14 protein-coding genes and 1 pseudogene are annotated in these 16,320 nt (G+C 47.0%); 8 read left to right on the top strand and 7 right to left on the bottom strand.

The window, feature by feature from the left end:
* Positions 1-309 precede the first annotated feature (309 nt).
* The 4 genes and pseudogenes from KB449_RS29385 to KB449_RS29400 all read left to right on the top strand — a co-directional run.
* On the top strand, positions 310-990 hold the full coding sequence (locus tag KB449_RS29385; RefSeq protein ID WP_282911752.1) for an HAD family hydrolase: 681 nt from the start codon (positions 310-312) through the stop codon (positions 988-990).
* Between the two features lie 263 nt (positions 991-1,253).
* On the top strand, positions 1,254-1,469 hold the full coding sequence (locus tag KB449_RS29390) for a hypothetical protein (RefSeq protein WP_282911753.1): 216 nt from the start codon (positions 1,254-1,256) through the stop codon (positions 1,467-1,469).
* Positions 1,457-2,248, top strand: coding sequence for an IS110 family transposase (locus KB449_RS29395; protein ID WP_282911754.1), 792 nt, complete (start codon positions 1,457-1,459; stop codon positions 2,246-2,248). Before KB449_RS29390 ends, KB449_RS29395 begins: the two co-directional genes overlap by 13 nt.
* Positions 2,158-3,034 (top strand): annotated as a pseudogene (locus tag KB449_RS29400) (IS256 family transposase); the annotation flags it as partial. The gene KB449_RS29395 and the pseudogene KB449_RS29400, both read left to right, overlap by 91 nt.
* 405 nt (positions 3,035-3,439) lie before the next feature.
* Here the strand turns inward: KB449_RS29400 and KB449_RS29405 are convergent.
* On the bottom strand, positions 3,440-7,456 hold the full coding sequence (locus KB449_RS29405) for an NACHT domain-containing protein (protein WP_282911755.1): 4,017 nt from the start codon (positions 7,454-7,456) through the stop codon (positions 3,440-3,442).
* A 243-nt stretch (positions 7,457-7,699) separates the two neighbouring features.
* Between KB449_RS29405 and KB449_RS29410 the strand changes: the two genes are divergently transcribed.
* Both KB449_RS29410 and KB449_RS29415 read left to right on the top strand, forming a co-directional pair.
* Positions 7,700-8,086, top strand: coding sequence for an ABC transporter substrate-binding protein (locus tag KB449_RS29410; protein ID WP_282911756.1), 387 nt, complete (start codon positions 7,700-7,702; stop codon positions 8,084-8,086).
* 24 nt (positions 8,087-8,110) lie between these two features.
* Positions 8,111-8,440, top strand: coding sequence for a TroA family protein (locus KB449_RS29415; protein ID WP_282911757.1), 330 nt, complete (start codon positions 8,111-8,113; stop codon positions 8,438-8,440).
* Between the two features lie 74 nt (positions 8,441-8,514).
* On the opposite strand, the gene KB449_RS29420 is transcribed toward KB449_RS29415, so the two are convergent.
* From KB449_RS29420 to KB449_RS29435, 4 genes are all read right to left on the bottom strand, one after another.
* Positions 8,515-9,477 carry an oxidoreductase gene (locus tag KB449_RS29420; protein WP_350356250.1) on the bottom strand — a complete coding sequence of 321 codons (963 nt, stop codon included), beginning with the start codon at positions 9,475-9,477 and terminating at the stop codon, positions 8,515-8,517.
* A 253-nt stretch (positions 9,478-9,730) separates the two neighbouring features.
* Complete coding sequence (locus KB449_RS29425; protein WP_282911758.1) at positions 9,731-10,261, bottom strand: TetR/AcrR family transcriptional regulator; 531 nt, start codon at positions 10,259-10,261, stop codon at positions 9,731-9,733.
* Positions 10,262-10,599: 338 nt separating this feature from the next.
* Positions 10,600-11,403 carry a phosphotransferase family protein gene (locus KB449_RS29430; protein ID WP_350356251.1) on the bottom strand — a complete coding sequence of 268 codons (804 nt, stop codon included), beginning with the start codon at positions 11,401-11,403 and terminating at the stop codon, positions 10,600-10,602.
* Between the two features lie 206 nt (positions 11,404-11,609).
* Positions 11,610-12,740, bottom strand: a complete 1,131-nt coding sequence (locus tag KB449_RS29435; protein ID WP_282911759.1) for a S1C family serine protease — start codon at positions 12,738-12,740, stop codon at positions 11,610-11,612.
* A gap of 320 nt (positions 12,741-13,060) precedes the next feature.
* Here KB449_RS29435 and KB449_RS29440 point away from each other — a divergent pair, with 320 nt between their 5' ends.
* On the top strand, positions 13,061-13,750 hold the full coding sequence (locus KB449_RS29440; protein ID WP_282911760.1) for a helix-turn-helix domain-containing protein: 690 nt from the start codon (positions 13,061-13,063) through the stop codon (positions 13,748-13,750).
* Positions 13,751-13,845: 95 nt separating this feature from the next.
* Complete coding sequence (locus KB449_RS29445) at positions 13,846-14,160, top strand: toxin-antitoxin system TumE family protein (RefSeq protein WP_282912937.1); 315 nt, start codon at positions 13,846-13,848, stop codon at positions 14,158-14,160.
* 247 nt (positions 14,161-14,407) lie between these two features.
* On the opposite strand, the gene KB449_RS29450 is transcribed toward KB449_RS29445, so the two are convergent.
* Positions 14,408-15,283 carry a carbohydrate ABC transporter permease gene (locus KB449_RS29450; protein ID WP_282911761.1) on the bottom strand — a complete coding sequence of 292 codons (876 nt, stop codon included), beginning with the start codon at positions 15,281-15,283 and terminating at the stop codon, positions 14,408-14,410.
* A gap of 15 nt (positions 15,284-15,298) precedes the next feature.
* A complete protein-coding gene (locus tag KB449_RS29455; RefSeq protein WP_282911762.1) occupies positions 15,299-16,264 on the bottom strand; it encodes an ABC transporter permease in 966 nt (321 codons plus the stop codon).
* Positions 16,265-16,320: the final 56 nt, after the last annotated feature.

Raw genomic sequence — 16,320 nt, forward strand, 5'->3', positions numbered from 1 at the left:
CTTGGCTTTCTACTGATTTGCTGTTCAGATTTTTCGGCAGGTGCTGTAAAAGGGCCTAATTTACTGGGCTGGCATTCTAAATGGGTGGATACGTTACCTATAGTCGATATGCTGGGAATTCCAGTATTGATTGTTGCAGGAATAAAAAAATTCACATGACAAACCGGAAGTGCGCAGATCTCTGATCATTGCAGCCGTTCTGTTTACCTTCGGCGTTTTATTGATGGGGTCTATATTTGTCATGCTGTTGTTACGCGATTCTTAATAGAAAAATGGTTCTAGATTATAAATAGGGAGGTCTTAGGCGTCGTGCGTTATGCGCTACTCGATTGGGACAACACCATTCACCGGGGCTACACCATATATGGATTAACGGATCATCTTGTCGAAAAGGGGATTGTCGCGGACGGCATTCATCCGATTCTTGAACGGATTAAAGAGGCGTATCGCCTGCAGGAAATCTCTTACGCGGACTATACGCTTCAGACGTGTGAGACGTTTGCCGAGGCGCTGGCGGGTTGTTCTCTTGAGGCCTATCGCGCTTGTGTCGCTTCTTTTGTGTCCGAGAATGCGCGGCATTTATTTAATGAGACTGAACCTCTGTTCGCGCTGCTGCGCCGCTATCAGATCGAAGTCTATCTCGTCAGTGGCGCGCCCGCCGAGGTGTTGAGAGTTTATGCCGAGCGGTTTGGGTTTAGCGGCCTGTTTGGGTTTGAGCTAGAGGAGCGGGATGGTAGGTTGACCGGACAGGTTGCCTGCAACTATGGAGTGGATAAGGCTCGCGTGCTGCAGTTGCCGACGTTTCAGGCGCCAGGTGCCGTTCATGTGCTGAGCATGGGCGATGCGGTGGCGGATATTCCGCTGCTGGATCATAGTCGGTTTGCGGTAATTGTGGGGGAAGGAAGGCTGGTTCTGCGAGATGGTGTGAGGGTGCTTCGGTTTTGGGGTGAAAAATGGGACTTAACTCTCTTGGAAAGGAAATTGGATTGAATCCAGAGTCTGTAAAATACTTCGTATTATGAGGTTAACCAGCTAAATTCCTGGTTAGCCTCTTTTGTTTTAAGATTGCTGTAGCCGGGAAGAACGATAAATTTTTTGGGGCAGCACCTGCTAAGCCCGTTACACAAACTGTTCTCCCGCTATTGCACAAACCATGATTAAGCTGGTTGAGACATTCCAGATCTCGAATAACACGCGAAGCTATGGGCGTGCAATGGTTAGCGGGCTCCGGCAAACGAACTGTAGGAGGATTTATGAAACCTGTTATTGGAATTGACGTCTCAAAAGGTGAACGCGAAGGATACATGCTTCTAGAGCGGAATAAGCCTTTTGAAAAGGCGTTTCGCTTCCTGCACACACATGAGGATATGACAAGGCTCATCAATAAGTTGCAGGCTGTAGAAGATCTGGTCGGGGTAAAACCAGCTGTAGTTTGGAATCAACAGGACACTACCACTTGGGGCTGGTAGCTCTGTTACAGAAACATGGATATGAAGTCATTGCGCTCAATCCGCTTATTCCTCAACGTGCTCGGAAGTCCAAATTGAGGAAAGTAAAGACAGATACGGAGGACGCCAAACATCTGGCAGAACTGTATTACAAGGATGAACTACAGCCCGGACCGGCGAAGAGATCAATGGAACTGGACGAACTCCGTTTTCTGAGCAGACAGCACCAAATGATCAATCACTCCTATGTCCAAGCCCAACTTAATTTTCAATCTATACTGGATCAGCTATTTCCGCTGTACACGAACATATTTGGCCAGTTGTTTTCCGCTACTGCGCTTGAAGTGTTGCGGAAGTACCCAACGCCAAAATTTGTTCTTTCCACAACTACGGAAGAGATAACGGACACGATTATGACCTTCTGTAATCGATCGATCAACTGGGAGTCCAGTAAGGCCACAGCGATTGTCGCAGCAGCCAAAAGCAGCCTTATCATTGATCCGAACGCCAGCCAGGTTACAGCGTTGCGACTTATGATCAATTTGCTAATGGAGTACCAAAGCCATCTTGCAAATTTGGAACAAGAGATTCAAAAGAAAGCCAGTTGCATTGCCGGCTATGAGTTATTGCGCTCAATTCCCGGTATAGGCCCAAAGCTAGCAGCTGTGATCCTGTCGGAAATCGGAGACATCTCTTCGTTTGACCATGCTTTGCTAAGGGCGTCAGCACACGGGAGATCCAGGACCACCTGCAGAATCTCTACGGCCTGGAGGTCTCGCCAACCTTTAATTTCAATGTGACCAACAAGATCATCCCACTGATCAAGGAATGGCAGAATCGGCCTTTGCAGGGCGTGTACGCCGTCGTCTTCCTGGATGCGATCCACTTCAATGTCAAGCAGGATGGCGCCATTGTGAACAAGGCAGCCTTCATGGTCATCGGTATTGATCTGGACGGTAACAAGGACGTGCTGGGCATGTGGATCGGCGAGAACGAGTTCGCCAAGTTCTGGCTCCTAAACGACCTCAAGAATCGCGGCGTTCAGGACATCCTGATCACCTGCGTCGACAATCTCACCGGCTTCTCTCAGGCGATCTCGGCCTGCTATCCGAAGACGGAGATTCAGAAATGCATCATCCACCAGATCCGCAACTCCACACGTTATGTCTCCTACAAGGATCTGAAGAAAGTGACGGTGGATCTGAAGTCCATCTACAAAGCCACAACCGAAGAGATGGCACTGCTAGAGCTGGACCGCTTTGAGGAGGCGTGGGGCTTCAAGTATCCGCTCATTATTCGCTCGTGGCGCGGCAACTGGGATGAGCTCGCCACCTTTTTCAAGTATCCGCCCGAGCTGTGCAAGCTCATCTACACGACCAATATGATCGAGAGTTACCACCGCCAGCTTCGCAAGGTCACCAAAGGGAAAAGTATCTTTCCCGAGCGACGAAGCGCTGCTCAAGATGCTCTATCTCGTCACGATGGATGTCACACGCAAATGGACAGGCCGCGTCCAAAACTGGGGACAGATGCTCCTACAGCTCTCCGTTTTCTTTCCGGACCGGATCGGCCAGCACTTGCCTTGAGGCCAATCTCCCCTCCGGGGAGTTTCATATAAATGAGTTTACACAAATTTATTGACAGACCCTCAATCCACTCCTATACTGTCACCTACTAGAGGAACCTTAAAAAGACTTTTTTAAAAACAAAACAAACTCCATCCAATTAAGAACGAAGTTTTCGTATTGTTGCTCCAAATGATTGTATCGCTGCATCGTCATAGTTGCTCAATTCTTTTATTTACTGTGGATGATTCCCAATGCCGTTTTCAATAGCAATTTCTCTACAACGTGCAATTCTGTCATTCCTCTTTAGAATCTGACCCATGATTTATTCACACTGCTTACAAGTTGAAATTTAAATAGAATCAGATCAATATAGAAAAATCGCCACGTCCAATGTAACAAAACTCTAAAATTACATTGATTCTGTTAATTAACAATTAAATTGGATATTTGAATTCCAGTAGAATAATTGTGGCATAAGTTTCTTATTGCATTTTCATAGTTTAAAATTAGAAAGTTATTTGTAGCATGATATAATTGTACTTCTTTAAAGAACAGAACCAATAACTCTTCCGCGTGTGAGTCATCATCCCAACAATTCACGATTATACGCATTAAGGAATCCATAAATTGAGCATCATTATAGAATTGTTTCATTTTAGCAATCAAGCTGATTTCAGTCTCTTTTGTGATCTCCTTGTTAGCAAAGCAAAGCAGCAACCTACTAGATTCGTTTGCTAAATCAACATATTCTGCATTAATTAAATATTGAAAGTTGGTTTTATCTAATTTTAAAACTGTTTTGTCTAGCGCTAAGTTACTAAACATGGCAAAAAGTATTCTGATAATTGTGCCTTCTGTTTGAGTAAATGAAATAAGTTGCGCCGCTTTCTCAAAACTTTGTTGAATAATGTTTTGGTTTTGCACCGGGAGAAATCCTTCGTAAATATTAATATTATCAAAATTTATAATTCCATTATTTATATGTTGGTGTAATTCATAAACAGTATAATTATTAATAATATAACTCCAAAGTAAGTTAACTAAAAAGTCAATTTCTTCATTTGTATTACTTTTTAAAGCTATTACTATATCCTCTAACATTTTATTCTCTTTTAATGATTCCAAGGTTGTTTGAAAATCAGTATCAAATGCAAAGAAAAGCACAATTATTAGTTCCTCGTGTAATTGAGACCTTAATACATCATTTACTGATCTATAAAAAAGATAAAAGTTAATAAAACCCTCTTTTCTACTCACCTTAGTAATTTCAAAAATTGTGTTATATGCGAGTAGTTTAAAAGGAACTTCGTTGAGTAAATCATCAATATTGAGTAGCGAATTTTTAAACTTATTTTCATATTTCGTCCAATCATCTATGTCACCGTATAATCCATTACTAATCTCTTCTTCAACATTAAGTAGGTTCGGGTCATTTAAAAAAACCTTCCCGAAAACCCAATTAATTTCACTAGACATTATATTCAGTTGCACTTCATTATTCTCTATTTTTAATTGATGAAAAAGGTTCCATAAGTTTTTCTTGGTTGGGTTATTACAAAATTCAAAAAGATAACCCATAGTAACCATCCCGTACATTTTACATACATCGGCAATTTTCAGGCTATTTCTAGTGACACGCTCGATACTTACAAGATTTAGATGAATGGATTCAGAATATTCATGAACTATTAAATTTCTATTCAGAAGCACTTCATTTTCTAACTGGAATTCAGGCTCAAGAATTGAGTTAATTATCTTTAGCAATCTTGATTCCTGATTAAAAAAATGTTGAAAAACCATCATAAATGAATTTTCTAATATAAATTTTTTGATGATTTTATCGTCTTTATGATTTTTCGCAATCGCTTCCAGAAAATCAAACTTTCGAAACTCTCTAGGAATAACAACAATTTTTTCTTGGACTATAATATTACAAATCTTTGATATAACCCACCAATTTTCTTCTATACTCATATTATCGATTTTTAAAAGCTGATTTTCTATCTCATCATTATAAACATTGTCTAGAACCTCTGAAATTTCATTAAAGTTATTTTTCAACAAGTGAATTGAAACTACTAGGGATGTTCTCATACTAGTGTAGTCAGGAGAAACAATGTACTTTTCAACAAACCTTTTTAAATATTTTCTTTTAATTTCATTTGAAACCTTCCCTAGATTTGCATGTAAATCGCAAGCTGTAATAATGAACAATTCTTCTAAATACTTAGCAAACTTATTTTCGTATTTGGGAACGCCCCTAAATGTACCTTCATTTAATATATCTAATGCTAACCAGGAGCCTATCTTTCCAACACTTTTTCCAGTGGCACAGTCATAATCGTCACTTGATCCATTGAGTTCGCCACATAACGAATCAATAATATCAATTAAAAAGTCTTTATGCCGATATAAGTAACCAACACAAAATAAAAAAGTATTTCTCCAGTATGCACTTCCACAAATTAATTTCAAAGTTGTAATAATATATTGATCAGCCTTATTGTGCATTAAAAACTGTGCGGAAAAAAACTCTTGTAAAGAACGTATATTAAAACCTACTCTTCCGTCTTCAACTTCTGTGATAAATACTAGTCTTTCAACAATTGCAAAAGAAATTTCTTCTATATAGTTCTCGACAACTTGCTTTTCAAGTTCTAGTTCTTCCAGCTCTTGTCTAGCAAAAACTTTAAACTCGTCAATTAATATACTTGATGACGGTGTTCCTTTTCCTTCAGCGCTAACTTGGAGAAAATACCCTAACTTGTTATGAATGGCATCGACTTCCTTTGGATAATCATTAAGTACTTTAACTACTCCCTTTTGTTTTTCTCTCTTAAAAATTGTAGAATAATACTCATTGAACAAATTATACCTATCTCTTGGCGGCTCTCCTCCGCTCTTCACTAAAACAGCCATTATAGTTGCTTGTAAAGGTGTCCTCATTAAGCTTGAAATAACCTCATCTTTGAGAGCAGTCTTTAACAATTGCAAGTAATTTTCTCTATTTTCAACTGATGGTTCCATCATTTCCATAAGTTTATTTAAATACATCTTACAATCGTCCTTTGACAAGTCTGCAAGTTGTAAATGCTGAAATTTTGTATCATCAAACTCCCTTGTGTAGCCTTGAGGCCTTGTCGTTGCAATTATTATTGCATCAGAATTTCTTTGCCTTAACTCAATCTCCACAAATGTAACGATCTCTTCCAAAACAGTTCTTCTGTTTGAAGTAATGGGCACTTCATCTAATCCATCAAAAATAAATAAAAGTGACATGTTACTTAATAGTTCTCTAATGCTGTCATAACCAATTTCGCCGTCGCCCTTCTTTTCAAAGACATATTTCAGATAAGTCACAATTGATATATTCTTGTCTTCATCCTCCTTCTTTCTTTTAAGAACCCACCCGGCATAGTCTTTCAATGTTATTTTTATGGGGAGTCTGATACATTGCGGTTCTTCAATCCCGGAAGTCAAACAATCCTTTAAAAAAGAAATAACTTCCTCTGAAATACTTTGATTCGACATTGATTTTAATAAATTTGCACGGTGAATTTGACATAAGAATTGCGTTATCGTGGACTTCCCGTATCCAGGCCCTCCTATTAGAACAAATTTATTTATGTCATTTTCCATTATCTTAATATGTGCCTCTGAATGCATCCGGTGTGACTCGTCACCGATGTTAATTATTCGTTTTAAAAATTTGTATTCTCCTTTTATAACATTATCATTTAATAAACCATCTTTAGTTGCATAAAGATCAATAAACACCTTTTCTAGATTTATTGTTTTATCTGTCATATTACCTGCGTGTTCTAGCCTAGAGACCATGTCTCCTTTAAATTCTTTCTCTAAATACCTCGACAGAAGTTCGTATTCCATTTTTTTGTTTTTATTAAATAAGGTAAATAGAGAATGTAAGATGTCGCCTGGTAGAATAAAGCTCGAATATGAAGTTGCTACCTCTCGGTTATTATCCAAAAATCTGCATAAATCACTTTCTCCAAAAAACACAATATTCCCTACTAAGTGTTTATACTTCTTTGAGAGGTTCTCCAGTTTATCTCTTGTTCCCGTAGTTTCAACACCACTTATACTAGCATTAGTAAAGAAGATATAATTATCAGGAGTTCTAACCCCCCTTTTTTTCCTCTTTTCAAAACTCATCATTTCTTTCTCAAATTGCATTTTTATCCACGCAAAATCTTTTTCGTTTTCAGTTTTAATTTTATACTTAGCCTGAATAACCCAAAGACCATCCCATCTGTTTGATGAACTTGGGAATGGACACTCGCCTTCAAAAGTCGCTTCTCGCCCTCCATCAGGACCATCACCAAAAATAATAGTTCCGTTACCAAAAATTGTTTTTGATAAGGATTGTATCATATGTTCAAAATCTCTAGAGTTAAAGCGATCAAAAGAATAATTCGACATATACATCAACCCCAATTTTAATGATTTTAATTTTGACTAATGCAGAGTATAATTATATCATCAAAAATTGTAAAATGATGGAGTGTTTCCATTTTATTTATTGAAATTTGTATAATTTATCTTATCAATGCAGGATAAGTGTCTAACACTTTTTGTTCCAATATACACAATTTTAAAATCAACGCGAATCCACATGAACACACGCCGGCGCGCATTCTCTCTCCTTATATGGAAGACGCGCTGGTGACGTTGGGCGTGACGCCTGTGGCCAAGTATTCTGCGAGCGGCACGGTGCAGGAGCATCTGGAGCCTTGGTTGGCCGACTTGCCGACAATCGATCTGATGAACGACCTTTCTCCCCAAGCCGCGCTTGGCTTTCCGCCCGATCTCATCATGATCAGCTCGCACTTCCTCCCAGCCGAGGATTACGATACCATTGCCAAGGTCGCTCCGACTTATTTGTTCAATGGGGATCCGACGGACTGGAGAGCGCAATTGGGCAAGGTCGCCGAGCTTCTGGGCAAACAGAATGTTGCGGAGCAGAAGCTGGCCGAATACGATGACAGGGTCGCCGAGGCAAAAGCGCAGTTGGCCAATGCGACCGAAGGGAAGACGATCGCGATCGTATGACCGTCCGAGAAAGAGTTTTGCCTGGTGGGCAGCAACTTCTTGTCCGGTAAGCTGGTCTACGGCGAACTCGGCTTGAAGCCGCATGAGCTTGCCAACGGAACGCCCGACAACTTCGGCTCGCTCACGTTCGAGAAGCTGCCGGATCTGGATGCGGACGAGCTATTTATCATTATCCCGGAAGGCCAGACCGAGGAGCAAGTCCGCAAGCTACTGGAAGACATTCCGCTGTGGAAGACGCTGCCGGCCGTGAAGAACGATCGCGTGCACTACGTGTCCTCCGGGCACTGGATCAATTCCGCCTATATGGCCAATCTGGCCGTGTTGAAGGATGTGAGCGAGGCGCTGCTGCCTTAATTACAAAGATTTAAATGCCGGTACTCCTGCAGGGTGAGGAGTCCGGCATTTTTTAAAACAGTAAAATCGCCTCATCAATCAACGACGTCAAACCATCCAGGAACATTGGTAATCATCCCCCACATGACATCGGGAATCATTAGCTCCTTTTGCGAAGAACGCGATAGCGTCGTCGTAATTTCTGCTTGCCGTCCGGTCCTAACCTTCTCAACCCAATCCGGATTCAGCAGCATGGCATGGCCAAGCCCGATCAAAGGGATTCCGGTTGCGAGCGCCTGAACGACATCTTTGGGCGTCCACAACCCGCCGACGCCGATGACGGGAATACGGTCCCCCACGAGCTCCTGGATCATGACGATTCTTGACTTCTCTTTGTCCTTGTCCTCTTCTCTTCTTGGACCGGCCCAGAAGCGATCTACGGATAGATGTATAAAATCCAAGCCTTGTGCCGCCAGCACTTCCACGAATTGAAGGGTGTCGGCCATCGTAATCCCGGGGTTTTCATTTTCTTCCGGAGAGATTCGGTATCCGACCGCGAACGGTGATGCAGCGTGCTTGGCAACCGTATCCTTCACTCGCCTTATCAATTCGAGCGGGAAATTCATACACTTCTCCAGGGTCCTGCCCCAATGGTCTTTCCTGCGGTTCGAATGGGGAGAGAAAAATTGCTGAAGCAAAAAGCCGTTAGCCCCGTGCAGCTCGACTCCGTCAAAGCCTGCTTCGATCGCCCTGCGAGTGGCCTGTGCGAGGTCATAGATGACCGCTTCGATTTCCGTTACAGTCATTGCCCTGGGAACGACCGCACCCTCCCGCTCTGCCGCGACAGCGCTGGCGCTGAGCGCTTGGCCGTCCGGCAGAAGCAAAGGGTTGCTCAGTCGGCCGCCATGAAAAAGCTGCACGAGCGCTTTCGTTCCATCTTTCCGAATGACGGAGGCCATTTTCTTTAATCCCGGGAGCAGATCGTCATCGTCGATCCCAAATCTGTTCTCGCCCAGCTTGCTGGATTGCGACACGAGCGCGGCGTGATCGGAGATCATAATAGGTCAGTTCATTGTCCGTTACTTCTCCGTTAGATCGAGAAGCCATAAGGGTCATCGGGGCCATCGTAATCCGATTGTTGGCGGTGACGCCGGATGGGAAACGGAAGGATGAAAATATGAATTCGTACGATTTGTTCATGTTGACTCTCCTTCAAGCTAAATGTATTTCATTAAAGACCGATCGGTCCATAATAAGCAAAAAGTAATTACGGACCATACGGTCCATAATAATGAAAAAGAAAAACGAACTCTACTTGCGTTCGTTCAGCTTCTCCAGGATAACGGAAATGGTATCCTCCATGACGTCTCCCTGCGCTTTTGCTCGGATCATTACATTGATTTCTTGCAAAGATACCGTAAGGAAGCGGGTACGCTTTCGCGATTCTGTTCCAGTGCGGAGCGACCCGTTCTGTTTGCCTCGTTCGATCGCCTCCAGGAAAACCTGCTCGATTTCGTGAAAGTCGCTTTCCACCAACTCCTGAAGCTTGGGATCGTGAGGGGCCAACTCGATCGCTTCATTCGCAGTCATGCAGCCCATTTGATTTCCATTGCCGTCCAGCACCGTCTGAAAAGCGGTCGAGATTGCCAGATAAGCATTGGGCTGGCTCAAGCACGCGGAGAACCCATCCATCCGGTCCTTTTTGTACAATTGGAACGCCCGAAGAAACAGCTCGTGCTTGCTGCCGAAGGTCTCGTACAGGCTGCTCATGCTAAGCCCCGTCGCCTGAAGCAAATCATTTAGCGAAGTCGGCTCGAAGCCCTTTGACCAAAAAAGCGTCATAGCCTTCCTTATCACATCTTCCTCATTGAAATCATGCGGCCTGGCCACTTTGCTTCACCAACTGAATAGGAGTATGCAACATTACGGACCAATAAGTCCATAATGCCGATAGTCCTGGAAATTGAGGGCTCCGGCATTTTGTTAATTATAGGCGCTTCAGCTAACGAATTTTCCTGCTGCGATCTCAATGGCGCATCGCGCATGGTACGCCGCAAGATCCTTCGCGAACTTCTGATCCGGAAACTGCCTGTGAAGCAGCTTCAAGCCGCCCGCTGTCAATGACAAGTGATGGCAATAGCGATAGAAGCGCATGCGGGCCGGGTCCAGATCGTCCCTTTTCAAAAAGCGGTAGAAATCGCCGAACCGAAGCTGCAGAAGCTATGCTCGTGTTCGAGATCGTAAAATTCGGCTCCTTCAATATCAATGAGGAACGGCTGCATCTGATCGTCGACTAAGATATGGTCGGGACCGAGCTCACCGTGGATAAAGCGATATTGACTCCTCGGCTGGATTTCCGATGCGAGCCCATGCAGCTTATCGAGCAATCCGCTATCATTCTCCCTCACATTCGCCAGATGCCCGGCAGCATACGTCAAGGCCGACTCCGCATGCTCCCGCCGCGCTTCAAAACACGGCTGCTCGTCACCTCCATTATGATCCGCTTTCCCATACCGGTCCCTTTCCATCGCATGCATGGCACCTATCAAGTCCCTAACTCGGCGGAATAATGCATCCCGAGCATTGGCGTCTTTCAACTGAAAATAGGCTTCCGCTTTCTGCCCCTGTACGTACTCGACAAGCGCAAAGTCGAAAGGGATCCGGTCACGATCGTTATTCAAATCGTATAATCTTGGCGTGCTGATCCCGTGCTGCCGGAGATAACGATTATTCAAAGCGAAGAGGTCGCTCCCGTATGATCTGTGGGCCCCCGACTCGTTCAAGATCTCTTCTTGGAAATAGTTCTGGGAGAGGTCCCAAACGTAGAGCACGCAAGAGAATCCGTTCTGGCATTCGACTTTGTAAACGGCCTTTTGCGCGCCGCCGTGCATTCTTGCGATTCCAGCCACGAGATAGCCGGCGCCAAATACTTTGCTGACATGCGCTTGCACTTCTTCTGGCGCAAAATGAAATTGAGGGATCATCGTGCCACGCTCCGCTTCATCCGTATTTGCCGGCCGGCTATACAAATGTATAGGAAGCTGGTTCGAAAATATAGACTGTTTCTTTGCTGTCTGTTAGAGTGTTGGTTGAGTTCTGTCGTTTGCGAAATAAGGGCCGGGCGTTCACATCGCGTGAACGGACCGGCCCTTGATTTTTGGTATGAACCACGACTCTCTCGCAGCTAATTTTAAAGGCTCGTCACCGTCGTCCCCGCCATCAGGTCGGTCAGCGCGTCGTGGATGACCGAGGCCGGAATGGCAAATCCGATGCCTTGGGCCTCCGCGTTAACGGCCGTATTCACGCCGATCACTTCGCCCTTATCGTTCAGCAGCGGGCCGCCCGAGTTGCCGGGGTTGATCGAGGCGTCCGTCTGCAGCAGATGCTTGTACTGATGCTCGGTACCGTCCTCTTCGGCGATCGTGATCGGACGTTCCTTGGCGCTAAGCACGCCGACGGTCATCGTGTGATCCAGACCGTAAGGGTTGCCGATGGCGATCACCCAGTCCCCGATGCTGGCTTGATCCGAATCCCCGATCGTCAGGGCCGGGAACTTCTTGCCGTCCGGACTCTCTACTTTAATAACGGCCAGATCGAGATCCGCGTTCGCATTCACGACTTTTGCCGCGAGGGGTTCGTCGTAGCCCGGCACGGTAACCTTGAGTTCCGTCGCGTCCGCTATCACGTGCTCATTCGTAAGGATATATCCATCCTCGTTGAAAAAGAAACCCGTCCCCGTGCCCATCAACTCAGGCTCGCCGCTCTGCTGCGACTGCATCGATTGCCCGCGCGGATCCGTCCATCCGCCGCCGCGTCCTCCGAAGAGGCCGTTTGCCGACGATTGGCTCTCGACGCCGTAATTCTCGATTTCCACGACTGCCGGATTTGCCTGGTCGAACACGGTGGAGATCTTCTCGTCTACGTTCGAGGAAGCTGAGACCGACGCCGTCGTAATTCCGGCTGCGTCCGAATAAGCGCTGCCGGCCGCTGCCGACTCGGCTGCCGCGGAGGCGCCTCCGGTGAACAGGTTCAACCGATCCGACATGACGCTCATTCCGCCGACGACCATGGCGCCGACCAGGAATGAGGCAAAGATCGACTTGGGCGAGAATCCCTTAGGATTATCCCCGCGCCGATTGCCGCGACCGCCTTGACCGCTGCCGCCGTCTTCCGCAACTGCCGCTTGCTCGGCTGCGGCTGCGTTCAGCTCTTCCTCGTAAAAAGCGCGCAACGATTCTACTCGATTCGAAGGATCGTAATAATAGGTAGACACTTCATTCTGGTTATTTATTTCATGGTTCTTCTCGTTATGTTCGTTCATTCGAGTCATCCTCCCATGCTTGCTGGCTATGACTCTATCTTGGACCTCCAACCTAAATCTGAGCTTAAATGAGCCTAAAAGGTTCCTGAAAGATTACGTGGGCCCAGTCGCCTCGGAAGATAGGCTTCACGGCATGCTGCCGATAGCCGCAGTCCGCCATTATTTACAAAAAAGTGAATCAAAGCGTATCTCTCGGAATAACACCTTTGTCATGCGTCTATAATGAAGATAGCCATTATTAGTTTAATCATTGTTTGTTACAGGTTATTTTAAGTTAGTTGAAGTTCAAATAAGAAACTGCTAGACTGGAGGTGAGGTGAATGTATATGTTTGACGTGATTGAGAAGGAAATGGCTATTGCTCAAGCCGTGGCATTGTCGGAAAACATGAAGCCATATCTTCAATTGGAGGATGCTGAAAAAACGACGTTGCTTGTCAAAGCGCTGGCTAATTATATCGAGCGTTCGTCCACAAAAAATACGACGGACGTACTTCAGTCCATCGAGCAGTTATTGACGACGGGCAATACGCCGCAAGCGCTGCAACGCGCCCTTCTCTACATGGTCACGCTCGGCGTCGATTCCGCTCCCGCTTCTTTCCGGACATTCACGACAGGCGAAGCGGCCCGCTTTTTTGGAGTCAGCGTAGCTACGATTAACAACTGGATCAACCAGGGGCGGTTCCAAGGCGTGGAAAAAGGGGAGCGGTTCAAGCAGGCGCGCATTCCGGAGAACGCTGTGTACACGGCCCCGACTGGCGCAAACTCTACGGTTGCAGAAGTTGCACAGCGCTATGAGTCGGAGCAAGCGCGCTTGGGAAGAAACAAGCCAATGACGGCTGTCGAAGAATTGGCTGATCGTTTAAATACCGTCGTTCATTTCGAGGAGAAATACGGAGGCACGTGGGAAGAGACACTGGCAAAGAAATCGGATCTTACGCCAAGCGAAGCGCGGGATGCGGAGCAATGGGTAAGCCTGCTTAAATTCATAGAAAAGCGGGGGGACTGGTAATGCGTTTCCCCTCCAACATTAGGCAACTTGAGAGGGATTTCGACGCCGTCCTTCTAGATTCACGTGATGGGGACGGGACCGGGCTGTTAACAAGCATGCGAGTCACACGCCATTCATTCATCTTCAAGGATGGCTCGCGGCTTTTGGTCACGGAGGAATTGAGCGGCGGACTTATTGAAGTCTCTTACTACAACTGGGTCGATCAAGATGGACAAGACATTTTGAAATTCCACAGCGAGTCTCACAACGGCGATTCTCGTTACCAGACAGCCACTGAACCGCATCACATTCATCCTCCCGAGCAATCCACGCTGACCAATCGAACCCGTTTTCCTAATTTTCACCACCAGGAACTCCCCGCAATCATGGAACATATTTTTTTGGCGTTGCTCGCCTCAAAGAAGGTATAATTTCCTTCATGGAGATGCACAACGGGACGAGAAAGCTGTAGTCTGTGCGACTACAGCCTCCCCCTAAGGATCCGATTACCGTGCACTTTTACGCGCTCGACTACAAATTGATGCCCTGTGTATAGCGAAGGCTTCGGCAACGTCACTCCGTCTCCGTCTTGCCGCTCTCGACGACGTCCTCAAGCAGCAGTTCAGCGAAGCATAGCCTCCCAGACCTTAACTTAGACTGCTTGCTGCCTTTTTCCGGCTAGCCCTTCACCGCTCCGATCATCACGCCTTTGACGAAGTATTTTTGCAGAAACGGGTACAGCAGCAGGATCGGCACCGTCGCCACGATGATCGCGGCGTACTTGATCGTCTCGCCGATCGGCATCTTGTCGGCGCCGCCGACCCCGGTCATCATCGAATCCGTACTGTTCGTGATGAGGATCTCCCGCAGGATGAGCTGCAGCGGATACAGCTCCCGGGTGCGCAAGTAGATCAGCGCGTTGAACCAGCTGTTCCAATGGCTGACGCCGTAGAACAGGATCATGACCGCCACGACCGGCATGGACAGCGGCAGTATGATGCGGAACAGAACGGTAAAATCGTTCGCGCCGTCCAGCTTCGCCGATTCCTCCAGGCTGATCGGAACGCTCTGGAAGGCCGTCCGCATAATGATCAGGTTGTAGGCGCTCATCGCGCTCGGGATGATCAGCGCCCAGCGGCTGTCGAGCATGCCGAGGTTGTTGATGAGCAGGTACGTCGGGATCAGTCCGCCGTTGAAAAACATCGTGAAAACGATCATGAACATGACCGGATTTTTCCACTTCACGCTCTGTCTCGAGAGCGCGTACGCCCCGAGCGACGTCATGAGGATGTTCAATGCGGTGCCGGCGACGACGTAGAGCAGCGTGTTCCCGTAGCCCGTCAAGATCGCGGGATTGTCGAATACGAGCTTATACGAATCCAGCGAAAAGCCGTGCGGGTACCAGATGAGGCCGCGCATCTTCACCACCCATGCCGGGTCGCTGATCGAGGCGATCAGCACGTAGAGGAACGGATAAAGGGTAACCGCGGAAAGCAGGAGCATGAGCACGACGTTCGAGCCGTCGAAAAGGCGTTCTCCAAAGCTGCGTTTCATGAGAGCCGCACCTCCTTACCAAAGCTTGTTTTCGCTGGTCCGGCGGCTGATGGCGTTGGCCAGCACGAGCAGCGTAAAATTGATGAGCGCGTTAAACAAACCCACGGCGGAGCTGTAGCTGAAGTTGGATTCCAGAATGCCCTTCCGGTACACGAAGGTGCCGATGACGTCGGCCGTCTCATAGGTGGAGCTGTTGTACAGGAGCAGGATTTTGTCCGTGCCTACGCTCATGAAGTGCCCGATCTGGAGGATCAGCAGGATGACGACCGTCGGCATGATCCCCGGCAGCGTGACGCTCAGCGTCTGCCTCCAGCGGCTGGCGCCGTCGACGCGCGAGGCCTCGTACAGAGACGGGTCGATGCCTGACATCGCGGACAGATAGATAATGGAACCCCAGCCTACGCTTTGCCAGACGTTCGAGGAGATGAAGATCGTCCGGAACCAGCCGCTCTCGCGCAGGAAGGCGACCGGCTCCGCGCCGAACCACGACAGCACGTTGTTGATGAGGCCGTCTCTGGCCAGGAAGTCCACCAGCATCCCGGCGACGACGACCAGCGAGATGAAATGGGGCATGTACGTTACCGTTTGAACGAATCGCTTCAGCCGGGAGCTGCGAAGCTCGTTCAGCAGAAGAGCGAGGATGATCGAGGCGGGAAAGCCGAACAGCAGCTCGTAGAAGCTGAGCAGCAGCGTATTGCGGAGCAGTCTCCAGAAGTAATAGCTGTTGAAAAAGTCGTTAAAATACCGAAAGCCGACCCAATCGCTGCCCCACATGCCCAGGCCGGGGGAATAATCCTTGAATGCGATCTGCAAGCCGTACATGGGCACATAGTAGAACAGAACGTAATAAGCGACGACCGGCACAAGCATGATGTAAATATATTTGTTGATCCGGAGGTCGCGAAGGGTGCCGTACTTCCAGCCGTTCTTATCGACCGCCGGCTTCTCCGCAGCGGATCGCTGCTTAAGCATAAGGGACATTCGCATGCCCTCCTTTCGTCAACTGTGGCGTTCCCGCCCGGCATTTATGGCCGCCG

Origin of the sequence: Cohnella hashimotonis (genome assembly GCF_030014955.1) — a bacterium.
Classification (GTDB): Bacteria; Bacillota; Bacilli; order Paenibacillales; family Paenibacillaceae; genus Cohnella; species Cohnella hashimotonis.

Coding starts and splice junctions, on each gene's coding strand:
- KB449_RS29450 (WP_282911761.1), bottom strand. CDS start 15,283: ATGAAACGCAGCTTTGGAGAACGCCTTTTCGACGGCTCGAACGTCGTG.
- KB449_RS29440 (WP_282911760.1), top strand. CDS start 13,061: ATGTATATGTTTGACGTGATTGAGAAGGAAATGGCTATTGCTCAAGCC.
- KB449_RS29420 (WP_350356250.1), bottom strand. CDS start 9,477: ATGATCTCCGATCACGCCGCGCTCGTGTCGCAATCCAGCAAGCTGGGC.
- KB449_RS29430 (WP_350356251.1), bottom strand. CDS start 11,403: ATGATCCCTCAATTTCATTTTGCGCCAGAAGAAGTGCAAGCGCATGTC.
- KB449_RS29445 (WP_282912937.1), top strand. CDS start 13,846: ATGCGAGTCACACGCCATTCATTCATCTTCAAGGATGGCTCGCGGCTT.
- KB449_RS29455 (WP_282911762.1), bottom strand. CDS start 16,264: ATGTCCCTTATGCTTAAGCAGCGATCCGCTGCGGAGAAGCCGGCGGTC.
- KB449_RS29435 (WP_282911759.1), bottom strand. CDS start 12,740: ATGAACGAACATAACGAGAAGAACCATGAAATAAATAACCAGAATGAA.
- KB449_RS29405 (WP_282911755.1), bottom strand. CDS start 7,456: ATGTCGAATTATTCTTTTGATCGCTTTAACTCTAGAGATTTTGAACAT.
- KB449_RS29390 (WP_282911753.1), top strand. CDS start 1,254: ATGAAACCTGTTATTGGAATTGACGTCTCAAAAGGTGAACGCGAAGGA.
- KB449_RS29425 (WP_282911758.1), bottom strand. CDS start 10,261: ATGACGCTTTTTTGGTCAAAGGGCTTCGAGCCGACTTCGCTAAATGAT.